Source organism: Pantoea sp. NSTU24 (genome assembly GCF_050157905.1).
Lineage (GTDB): Bacteria > Pseudomonadota > Gammaproteobacteria > Enterobacterales > Enterobacteriaceae > Pantoea.
This window is the reverse complement of record NZ_JBKIWZ010000001.1, coordinates 1,635,657-1,647,008: the sequence shown is the minus strand read 5'-3', so window position 1 is coordinate 1,647,008 and position 11,352 is coordinate 1,635,657. Positions and strand designations below refer to the sequence as shown.

Sequence of the window (11,352 nt, the reverse complement as noted above, 5' to 3'; positions counted from 1 at the left end):
TTTTGACACATCTGACAAAACTTTTCTTTTCATCTGGGATTTACTGGCTTCTGCTATTACGTCTTTCTCTTAATTATATTTATCGCTTTATCAAATAATTATTATCTTTTGCGGTGGGTTTGGTCGCGCTTATTCACGCGATGCGTTGCTATTCGTAAGTGTAAGGAAACGTTCTGCTGAGTAAATAACTGTGGCATCAGGGCCACTATGTGTCTTTTAAGAGTTTCGCTACATTCATCATCTGGTCAAAGGCGAATAATTGGCGGATAACGATAAAGCAATAGTGATTTCCTCGCTTTGACTTTTCACTCTTCTGACCTACACAGCAGGAGTCATTGAATGAACCAGATTAAGTCAGACAAAATACTCTGGGTAGACACCCTGAAAGGTGCCTGTATTATGCTGGTGGTGCTCTACCACACGGTGCTGCCCGGTTTTGAAGGAACGCTGAAATACCTCTCTGCCGGATGGATCCCCGCCGAAATATGGATACAGTTTAATACGGTCCTGTCACCACTGCGGATGCCCGCTTTTTTCTTTGTGTCGGGTTTGCTGGCAACGAATGGTATTATTAACCGGCCCTGGAAACAGGTCTTTACCAGTCGCATCACCAATCTCTTTTATCTCTATATTCTGTGGGGATTTATTCAGTGGTGGTCAATTGTCGGTATTTCAACAGAAATAACCGGCCAGCGCATTTCTCAGAACCTTAATGCCGCCTATGCGGGTTCTCTGTGGGAATTTCTCCGGCTGACTTTTATGGCCATGAGTACCTCATGGTATCTGTATGGGCTGGGACTTTATTTCCTGTGTGCCAAAATTTTCCGTGAATATAAGCTGGCCCTGGTAGCCGTTGCGGTTGTGCTGAATTATCTGGCAGTGGAAAAAGTGATCCCTTACTGGGGACCGCAGAGTCTGGCGCAATATTTCCTCTTTTTCCTGCTAGGCGCGTTCTGGAGTCAGACCATGCTGCGGCTGAGTGAATGGCGGCGAGAGAATCTGATGCCCTGGGCGGTGCTGGCAGCGATTGCCGGTATTCATGTGATATTCGGGCTGGATAAGAGTCTGTTCCTGTGCGTGCTGGCAGTGCTCTTCAGTATTGCCGCCTGCCGCTGGCTGAATCAGCATTTCAGTATGCGCTATCTCAACTGGGTAGGGCGTAACACGCTGCAGATTTACGTACTGCATCGTATTTTTATCGAATTCTTTGGAATGACCGCGATCCAGTTTGCGCAGCGGCATCATCTGTTTGAGCAGGCGTGGTTTTCGTGGTTCTGGGCCTGCTTCTATCCGGTTGTCATTGTGGGGCTCTGTTCGCTCAGTTCGGTTGCCATCTGGTCGCTGACCAATCGCGGTGTTGGCCAGTCGCTGTTTGTTTTCCCGACACTGCTGAAAAGGACGCCGGGCGGCGTGAGCAGGGGATAAAGGGAAGTGGTAACAGGCTGGCGCTGGACAAGACTCGGATGGCAGCGGGTTTACGCTGAGCAGGTTTCGCCCGCCAGGCGACAGTGAGTTTCAGGTTGCCCGAGCGGGCGGACGCGTTAAGGGGCGGACGCCCGCCCCTTAACAATCCCGGCGTCCGGCGGCCTCCGCGTCCCGCTTCGCGGGGTGCCCTCGTCACGCCCTGCGGTCTGCGGACCGTCCGGACGCGCCCTCCCTGGCGCGTGCCGTCCTTTCGCCGACGTCCTGTCGGCTCATCCTGGCCTCCGGTTGTTCCGCGGCGCTGCGGACGCCTCCTGAATACACCGTTGCCGGTGGGTTTATTACCAGGACTGGCAGGGGGGATTTTATGGCAGCGGGTATGCTCTGAGCAGGTTTCGCCCGCCAGGCGACAGGGAGTTTCAGGTTGCCCGTGCGGGCGAACGCGTCAAGGGGCGGACGCCCGCCCCTTAACAATCCCGGCGTCCGGCGGCCGCCGCGCCCCGCTTCGCGGGGTGCCCTCGTCACGCCCTGCGGTCTGCGGACCGTCCGGACGCGCCCTCCCTGGCGCGTGCCGTCCTTTCGCCGACGTCCTGTCGGCTCATCCTGGCCTCCGGTTGTTCCGCGGCGCTGCGGACGCCTCCTGAATACACCGTTGCCGGTGGGTTTATTGCCAGGGCTGGCAGGGGGGATTTTATGGCAGCGGGTATGCTCTGAGCAGGTTTCGCCCGCCAGGCGACGGTGAGTTTCAGGTTGCCCGGCGTCCGGCGGCCTCCGCGCCCCGCTTCGCGGGGTGCCCTCGTCACGCCCTGCGGTCTGCGGACCGTCCGGACGCGCCCTCCCTGGCGCGTGCCGTCCTTTCGCCGACGTCCTGTCGGCTCATCCTGGCCTCCGGTTGTTCCGCGGCGCTGCGGACGCCTCCTGAATACACCGTTGCCGGTGGGTTTATTGCCAGGACTGGCAGGGGGACTTTATGGCAGCGGGTATGCTCTGAGCAGGTTTCGCCCGCCAGGCGACGGTGAGTTTCAGGTTGCCCGGCGTCCGGCGGCCTCCGCGCCCCGCTTCGCGGGGGGCCCTCGTCCGCCCTGCGGTCTGCGGACCGTCCGGACGCGCCCTCCCTGGCGCGTGCCGTCCTTTCGCCGACGTCCTGTCGGCTCATCCTGGCCTGCGGTTGTTCCTCCGCGCTGCGGACGCCTCTGTCAGACCGTCGCCTGTAAGTTCTTTTTGTTTTTTTGCATGTAGCGGTGTCTGGCAGACCTGTAGCCAGCCCCGCTATCGGCAAAGCCCGATAAAAAACAGATAAAATGACGGGTACATGCACAAAAGGTGATTGCCTGTGATTAAGCCAGTAAGTCAGGGAAGCCCGGACACCTGCCGCGATAAAAGACCAGACATTAAGAGAAGAAATAACAGCGGGGAGGGAGGCCGTCAGAACCGCTGAACGGATAGGAGATTTCAGGACGAGCGACAGGGATGTCGCGAAGAGGCGGGTTCGCGCCAGGGAGGGCGCGTCCCGCCGGTCCGTGAGAAATCCGGAAAGCGTGAAGGGACCGCGAAGCGGCGGTGATGCAGGCCGGAGCCCGGGGTCAGGGAGGCGCGGCGACTGGCGCCCCCCTGTCGGTCGCCTGCAGAGGCGGGCCTGAAACTGCCCGGCCCGCCAGGCGAACGAAACCCGCACAGCGTAAAACCACTGTCAGGCAAAGCACAGCCCGTTTGCGCAGCCAACTCCCACTGCCCGTCAGACGAACGAAACCCACTCAGCGTAAAACTACTGCAGGCCTCCGTGCCTGATCCACGCAGCGAATGCACCCGCCGCTGGGCGAACAAAAAGAGCTGTTCGCGCAGCGGACCCCTGTTGCACCCTCGTTACCCGATAGTCATCAGGCTGGCATTGCCGCCTGCTGCCGCGGTGTTCACACTTAGCGAACGCTCGATCAGCAGACGTTCCAGCAGCAGATTCGTCTCGCCGCGGGCAAAGCCCTGCACCGATACAATCGCGCCGTCACGCGCCGCGATCTGTTCACACAGCGCGCGCAGCTGATCGGCATCGCCGTGGTAGATCACCGCATCAAACTCTGCCGTTAACGGATCACGCGCCAGTTTAATGCGCGTTTTTACCGCATCCGGTAGCGAGGTCAGCAAGGCGCGATGCAGCTCATCATCCTGCCACAGGGCTTTACTGCCGACGCTGGTTACGGCGGCCAGCTGGATCAGCGCATCCTGCTCATTGTCCGCCAGACAGAGTACACGTTCGCGAGGTAGCAGCGAGAAGGTATTACGCTCGCCAGTCGGGCCAGGCAGGAGCCGGACGACGCCCGCCTGGGCCAGTTCGCTATAGTGCTGGCAGAGTTCAGCCAGAGCAGGCTTCTCTTTCGCCCAGTTGCTCAGTGCCTGATGAGGCCCCAGCAGAGACTGACGCAGCGAACTGTCTGCCGTGCGCTCGGCATCCTGACGATCAAAGGTCCGACGCAGAGCACTATCCGGGCGATTCGCCAGCAGGCGATAGAGGTAGAGCGGGCCACCGGCTTTCGGGCCTGTGCCTGACAGACCTTCGCCGCCAAATGGCTGCACGCCGACCACAGCACCCACCATGTTACGGTTGACGTAAAGGTTGCCGACCTGAGCCTTCGCCGTCACCTGCGCAATGGTTTCGTCAATGCGGGTATGCACACCGAGTGTCAGACCGTAGCCGGACGCATTAATCTGATCAATTACCTGCGGCAGTGCGGTACGGCTGAAGCGAACGACGTGCAGCACCGGACCAAAAATCTCTTTATCCAGATCGCTGACCTGATTCAGTTCAATCAGGGTCGGTTTGATAAAGGTGCCACTGTTCCACTCTTTGCTATCCTGCGGGTTTTCCTGCACCGCCTGATAAACGGTAAAGCCTTTGTTGCGCATCGCCTGAATATGGCGCTCGATATTGGCTTTCGCTTCGGCATCGATCACCGGACCGATGTCAGTTGAGAAACGCTCCGGATTGCCCATGCGGCACTCGGCCATCGCGCCGCGCAGCATCTTCAGCGTATGGTCAGCCACATCCTCCTGAATACAGAGCAGACGCAGGGCAGAGCAGCGCTGTCCGGCACTGTCAAAGGCGGAGGCGACGATATCGACGACTACCTGCTCGGTGAGGGCGGAAGAGTCGACGATCATGGCATTCATGCCGCCGGTTTCTGCGATCAGCGGCGTCGGTCGACCCTGAGGATCAAGACGGCCAGCCAGATTGCGCTGCAGCAGCGTCGCGACCGCCGTTGAACCGGTAAACATCACACCGCGCACCCGCTCGTCGCCGGTCAGCTGCGCACCCACGGTTTCACCCTGGCCCGGCAGCAGTTGCAGCACGCCGGCTGGCACGCCTGCATCCAGCAGAATCTGAACCGCCTGGGCGGCAATCAGCGGCGTCTGCTCGGCTGGTTTAGCCAGCACGCTGTTGCCCGCAGCCAGTGCAGCAGCAATCTGACCGGTGAAGATGGCCAGCGGGAAGTTCCAGGGGCTGATGCAGACCACCGGTCCCAGCGGACGATGCGTTTCGTTGTCAAAATCGTCACGCACCATACCGGCGTAGTAATAGAGGAAATCTACTGCTTCACGCACTTCGGCGATGGCGTTGTTATAGGTTTTACCCGCTTCACGCACCAGGATACCGATCAGTTGCTGCATCTGGCCTTCCATAAGCTGAGCAGCACGTTCCAGAATGGCGGCACGCTCCTGTGGCGGTGTGGCAAACCAGATGGGTCCGCTGTTGACGGCCGCTTCCAGCGCCACGGAAACCTCCTGTTCTGTCGCTTCGCGCACCTGACCCACGCGATCGCTAGGTGCAGCCGGATTGAGAATGTCGCGTAACGCGCCAGCCCCGGCTTCGCCCTCGATCATAGGTTCAGCCATGCAGGGCTGTGCGGCGCTGCTCAGCAGAGCGCTGGAGAGAGAAGCGAGACGATGTTCATTCGCCATATCCAGCCCCGCAGAGTTCACACGGTTTTCACCATAGAGTTCGCGCGGCAGCGGGATCTTCGGATGTGGCAGGCCAATAGCCCCTTCGCTGACGCCGAGTTTTTCAACAGCGCTGACCGGATCGGCGACCAGCTCATCGATTGGCAGCGACGTGTCGGCAATACGGTTGACGAAAGAGGTGTTTGCGCCGTTCTCCAGCAGACGACGAACCAGATAGGCCAGCAGGGTTTCATGGGTGCCGACCGGTGCATAGATACGGCAGGGGCGATTCAGTTTGCCATCCGCCACTTTGCCGACCACCTGCTCGTAAAGAGGCTCACCCATGCCGTGCAGACACTGGAACTCATACTGACCCGGATAGTAGTTATTGCCCGCCAGCTGATAGATCGCCGCCAGCGTGTGGGCGTTATGCGTAGCAAACTGCGGATAGATCAGGCTCGGCACAGAGAGCAGCTTACGGGCACAGGCCAGATAAGAGATGTCGGTATAAACTTTGCGGGTGTAAACCGGATAGCCCTCCAGGCCTTCCATCTGCGCGCGTTTAATTTCGCTGTCCCAGTAGGCTCCTTTCACCAGACGAATCATCAGACGACGACGGCTGCGTTGCGCCAGATCGATGAGCTCATCAATCACAAACGGGCAGCGTTTCATGTAAGCCTGAATCACGAAACCGATACCGTTCCAGCCTTCCAGCTCCGGTTCGAAACAGAGTTTCTCCAGCATATCCAGCGACAGCTCAAGACGGTCGGCTTCTTCGGCATCGATGTTGATACCGATATCATAAGAGCGGGCCAGCAGCGTCAGCGATTTCAGAATCGGGTAGAGCTCCTCCATAACGCGCTCATACTGTGCGCGGCTATAGCGGGGGTGCAGGGCGGAGAGCTTGATGGAGATGCCGGGGCCTTCATAAATTCCGCGACCATTTGAGGCTTTACCAATTGCATGGATCGCCTGCTGATAAGAGAGCAGGTAGGCTTTGGCATCACCTGCCGTCAGCGCTGCTTCGCCCAGCATGTCATAGGAGTAGCGGAAGCCTTTCTCTTCGAGCTTACGCGCATTCGCCAGGGCTTCGGCAATGGTTTCACCGGTGACGAACTGCTCGCCCATCAGACGCATCGCCATATCCACGCCTTTGCGGATCAGCGGTTCGCCACCTTTACCGATAATACGATTCAGTGAGCTTGAGAGATTCGACTCGTTGTGGGTCGACACCAGACGGCCGGTAAACAGCAGGCCCCAGGTCGCGGCGTTGACAAACAGCGACGGGCTGCGGCCCAGATGTGACTGCCAGTTACCATTGCTGATTTTGTCACGGATGAGCGCATCACGCGTGGGCTTATCCGGAATACGCAACAGCGCTTCGGCCAGGCACATCAGCGCCACGCCCTCGTGGGAAGAGAGAGAACTCCTGCAGCAGGCTCTGCACCATGCCGGCGCGTCCGGTTGCACCTTTCTGGTGCCGCAGCCTGTCGGCAAGCTGGTAGGCCAGCTGATGTGTTTTCTCCGCCAGTGCGGCCGGTAAACGCGCCTGCTCCAGCAGCATGGGGACCGCATCGGTTTCCGGGCGACGCCACGCAGCGGTGACGGCGGAGCGGGTCACAGACTGAGGTAAAATCTGCTCTGCGAAGTCGAGAAATGGCTGGTGCATCTCCTCGGGCTGGATGTCTTCAGCCTCAGCGACTGCCTGGGCAGAAAGCGGGATCTCCGGCAGGCTGTCACCGCTCTCCAGCTGGCCCAGATAGGTAAAGATCGCCTGTTTAATCAGCCAGTGTGGCGTACGATCAATACGCTGCGCAGCCAGTTTGATGCGCTCACGTGTTGCGTCATCCAGTTTTACACCCATGGTGGTTGTACCCATGACTCCAGAGCTCCTTAAATAGTGGTTCGGTACGGCGTTGGCTGCACTATCACTTAAGTTGCAACTTTGTGCAACCGTGTTAAATGTGAGCCAGTTAACACCCTTTTAACGTTGTCATTTGTTAAATCCTGCAAGGCGGCACGAATCTTGCTGCAAAATCCTCGCCAGGTTTGCAGGCCCGTTAAACGGCGGGTTTACGGCAGGTAATACTCAGGTGCAACCAGATAACTGTGAGCGAGTGCAACCTATGAGCACGTTTTGACAACTGGTTAGTGAAAACACTGTAACGCCTGTGTTAAATCCATTGTGTGCGCTCCGGCTTTCCGGCAGGATACCGCGCCACTGGGAAATGAGTGACCCCCTGACACAGAAAATTGGCTCGTGCTGCCCCGTTCCGGCAGGCGGATAGCTGACGATTTCTCTGGGATTTCAAATAATAAGTGGAGAGACAGATGAGTGTAAGTACACCAATGCTGGTGACCTTTGTAATTTATATACTCGGGATGGTGTTAATTGGTTTTGCAGCTTACCGCTCAACCAAAAACTTTGACGATTACATCCTTGGTGGCCGCAGTCTGGGTAGTGTGGTCACGGCACTCTCTGCCGGTGCATCAGACATGAGTGGCTGGCTCCTCATGGGATTGCCCGGTGCTATCTTTATCTCCGGTATTTCGGAAAGCTGGATTGCGATTGGTCTGACAATCGGTGCCTGGCTGAACTGGAAAATTGTGGCGGGTCGCCTGCGGGTACAGACCGAACATCACAACAATGCGCTGACCCTGCCGGACTTCTTTACCAGCCGCTTTGAGGATCACAGCAAAATTCTGCGGGTCATCTCTGCCATCGTCATTCTGGTGTTCTTCACTATTTACTGTGCGTCGGGTGTGGTCGCTGGGGCACGTCTGTTTGAAAGCACATTCGGCATGAGTTATGAAACCGCGCTGTGGGCTGGTGCAGCCGCAACCATACTGTATACGCTGATTGGCGGTTTCCTGGCTGTGAGCTGGACCGACACCGTGCAGGCCAGCCTGATGATTTTTGCGCTGATTCTGACGCCGGTCTTTGTGATCATCGCGGTCGGCGGCTGGTCAGATTCCATGGCAGTCATTCAGGCGAAGAGCCTTGAAAATCTTGACATGCTGAAGGGACTGAACTTCGTAGCGGTAATCTCGCTGCTGGGCTGGGGCCTGGGCTACTTCGGCCAGCCGCATATTCTGGCGCGCTTTATGGCGGCGGATTCGCATCGTTCTATCCGGACGGCGCGTCGAATCGGCATGGCGTGGATGGTGCTCTGCCTGGCCGGTGCCGTGGCGGTCGGCTTCTTCGGTATCGCCTACTTCCAGAACAACCCGGCGCTGGCGGCGGGTGTAAACGCCAATGCCGAGCGGGTCTTTATTGAGCTGGCGCGTATCCTCTTTAACCCCTGGATTGCCGGTATCCTGCTCTCTGCTATTCTGGCTGCCGTGATGTCCACCCTGAGCTGTCAGCTGCTGGTCTGCTCCAGCGCCCTGACCGAGGATCTTTATAAAGGCTTCCTGCGTAAAAAGGCGAGCCAGAAAGAGCTGGTGTGGGTCGGGCGTCTGATGGTGCTGCTGGTGGCGCTGATTGCGATTGCGCTGGCTTCCAACCCGGAAAACCGTGTTCTGGGTCTGGTGAGCTACGCGTGGGCAGGTTTCGGTGCCGCCTTTGGTCCGGTCGTGCTCTTCGGTGTCTGCTGGAAGCGTATGAACCGCAATGGTGCGCTGGCCGGAATGATTGTCGGTGCCGTGACCGTGCTGGTGTGGAAGCAGTATGGCTGGCTGGGACTGTATGAAATCATCCCGGGCTTCATTTTCGCCAGCATCGCGATTGTGCTCTTCAGCCTGATGGGACGTGAACCTTCTGCGGCCGCGCAGCAGCGCTTTGCCGCAGCGGAAGCGGAATATCTGGCCAAGTAAGTCAGGCTGCTATCACCCAGGCCCGCCCCGAAAAGGGCGGGCCTTTTTGTTACAAAGATAAATCACCTGAGAATGAAATTATCTCCGCCGGTAACTTGTTTTTTTCGCAGCGATAATGATAATCGGTATCGTTTACACTTTACCTGATTTTACCGTCGACTGACGCTGCTTAACATTCAAGAGGCTGGCAATGTTTGTTCCCTTTCTCATCATGCTGCGTGAAGGCATTGAAGCCGCGCTGATTGTCAGCCTTATCGCCAGCTACCTCAAACGCACCCAGCGCACCCAATGGTTTCCGGCAATGTGGGCTGGGGTGTTTATCGCTGCCGCACTCTGCCTGGGTCTGGGCCTGTTCATTAACGCCACAACAGGTGAGTTCCCACAGAAACAGCAGGAGCTGTTTGAAGGCATCGTGGCGCTGATTGCGGTGGTTATTCTGACCTCAATGGTCTTCTGGATGCGCAAAGTGGCGCGCAACATCCGCGTCGAGCTGGAGCATGCGGTCGACCAGGCGCTGCAACGTTCAGGCCGTGGCGGAATGGCGCTGGTACTGATGGTGTTCCTGGCTGTCGCGCGTGAAGGGCTGGAGTCGGTATTCTTCCTGCTGGCCGCCTTTACGCAGGATGTGGGCTATGCGCCACCGCTCGGCGCCGTGCTTGGGCTGGCAACGGCAGTGGTGCTCGGCATGCTGCTCTACTGGGGCGGTATTCGCCTGAACATGGCGCGTTTTTTCCGCTGGACCAGCGTTTTCATTCTGTTTGTTGCGGCGGGTCTGGCGGCGGGGGCGATTCGGGCTTTTCACGAAGCGGGGCTGTGGAACCACTATCAGTCGGTGGCTTTTGATCTCAGCAATACCTTATCCACCCATTCGCTGTTTGGCACCCTGCTGGAAGGGATACTGGGTTATCAGGAGGCGCCCAGCGTGAGTGAAGTGACGCTCTATTTCGTTTACCTGATTCCGGCAATGATTCTGTTTTTCATGCCTGCGCGGCCTGCTGCGTCGGCCACTGTGTAATACACCATTTAACGGGCGCACCTTGTGTCCGCAACGTGATAGGGAAAGAGAGATGACAATGCATTTCCGCCGCAAAGCACTGCTGCTTCCGCTGCTGGCGATCTCCGCAACGGCTACCGCAGCGGTTCCTCAGGTTACCGTCAGCGTCAATGACAAACAGTGTGAGCCGATGAACCTGACGGTCAAGGCCGGTAAGACCCAGTTTCTGATTAAGAACAACAGCCAGAAAGCGCTGGAGTGGGAGATCCTGAAAGGGGTACTGGTGGTTGAAGAGCGTGAAAACATCGCGCCGGGCTTCAGTCAGAAGCTGACCGCCACGCTGGAGCCGGGCGAATATGAGATGACCTGCGGCCTGCTGAGCAACCCCAAAGGTAAGCTGATCGTCGAAGCGGGTGAGGGGGCGGCAAAAAACACGCCATCGGCGCGTTTGCAGCTCGAAGGCCCGATCACTGCCTATAAAGCCTATGTTACCGGACAGGTCACTCAGCTGGTGAGCAGTACGCAGGCTTTTACGGATGCCGTCAAAGCGGGCGACATTGAAAAAGCTAAAGCGTTGTTTGCCCCGACCCGCCAGTATTATGAGCGTATTGAGCCGATTGCTGAACTCTTCTCTGACCTCGACGGCAGCATTGATGCCCGCGAGGATGATTATGAGAAAAAAGCCGGGGATCCTGAAATTTACCGGTTTCCACCGTCTGGAGAAGGCGCTGTTCGGCGATAACAGCACGCAGGGCATGGCAGGCTATGCGGATCAACTCAATAAAGACGTCAAAGATTTGCAGGTGCGCATCAGCGAACTCGCCTTCCCGCCAGCCAAAGTGGTCGGTGGCGCAGCAGGTCTGATTGAAGAGGTGGCTTCCAGCAAAATTTCGGGTGAGGAAGATCGCTACAGCCGTACCGACCTGTGGGATTTCCAGGCGAATATTGACGGCGCGCAGAAAATTGTGGCGCTGCTGCGTCCGTTGATCAGTAAAGAGAATCCGGCGCTGCTGGCGAAGGTGGATGCCAACTTTAAGAAAGTGGATGCGATCCTGAGCAAATATCGCACTGATGCGGGCTTCGAATCTTACGAGAAACTGACCAGCGCCGACCGTAATGCGCTGAAAGGGCCGATCACCGCGCTGGCGGAAGATCTTTCTTTACTTCGTGGTACGCTGGGTCTGGATTAA

3 protein-coding genes and 2 pseudogenes are annotated in these 11,352 nt (G+C 57.6%); 4 read left to right on the top strand and 1 reads right to left on the bottom strand.

The features are described 5' to 3' along the window. Positions 1-339 precede the first annotated feature (339 nt). Entirely contained in the window at positions 340-1,425 is a 1,086-nt protein-coding gene (locus ACLHDD_RS07970) for an acyltransferase family protein (protein WP_427103671.1), read from the top strand. Positions 1,426-3,285: 1,860 nt separating this feature from the next. On the opposite strand, the pseudogene putA reads toward ACLHDD_RS07970, so the two are convergent. Next, positions 3,286-7,231, bottom strand: a pseudogene (gene putA, locus ACLHDD_RS07965) (trifunctional transcriptional regulator/proline dehydrogenase/L-glutamate gamma-semialdehyde dehydrogenase). 452 nt (positions 7,232-7,683) lie between these two features. On the opposite strand from putA, the gene putP reads away from it, so the two are divergent. The 3 genes and pseudogenes from putP to efeO all read left to right on the top strand — a co-directional run bounded on the left by putP (position 7,684) and on the right by efeO (position 11,352). Continuing rightward, positions 7,684-9,168: a sodium/proline symporter PutP gene (gene putP, locus ACLHDD_RS07960; RefSeq protein ID WP_427103670.1), complete on the top strand. Its 1,485-nt coding sequence runs from the start codon at positions 7,684-7,686 to the stop codon at positions 9,166-9,168. Between the two features lie 190 nt (positions 9,169-9,358). Further along, on the top strand, positions 9,359-10,183 hold the full coding sequence (gene efeU / locus ACLHDD_RS07955; RefSeq protein ID WP_427103669.1) for an iron uptake transporter permease EfeU: 825 nt from the start codon (positions 9,359-9,361) through the stop codon (positions 10,181-10,183). Positions 10,184-10,235: 52 nt separating this feature from the next. Continuing rightward, a pseudogene (gene efeO / locus ACLHDD_RS07950) lies at positions 10,236-11,352 on the top strand (iron uptake system protein EfeO).

Coding starts and splice junctions, on each gene's coding strand:
- ACLHDD_RS07970 (WP_427103671.1), top strand. CDS start 340: ATGAACCAGATTAAGTCAGACAAAATACTCTGGGTAGACACCCTGAAA.
- putP (WP_427103670.1), top strand. CDS start 7,684: ATGAGTGTAAGTACACCAATGCTGGTGACCTTTGTAATTTATATACTC.
- efeU (WP_427103669.1), top strand. CDS start 9,359: ATGTTTGTTCCCTTTCTCATCATGCTGCGTGAAGGCATTGAAGCCGCG.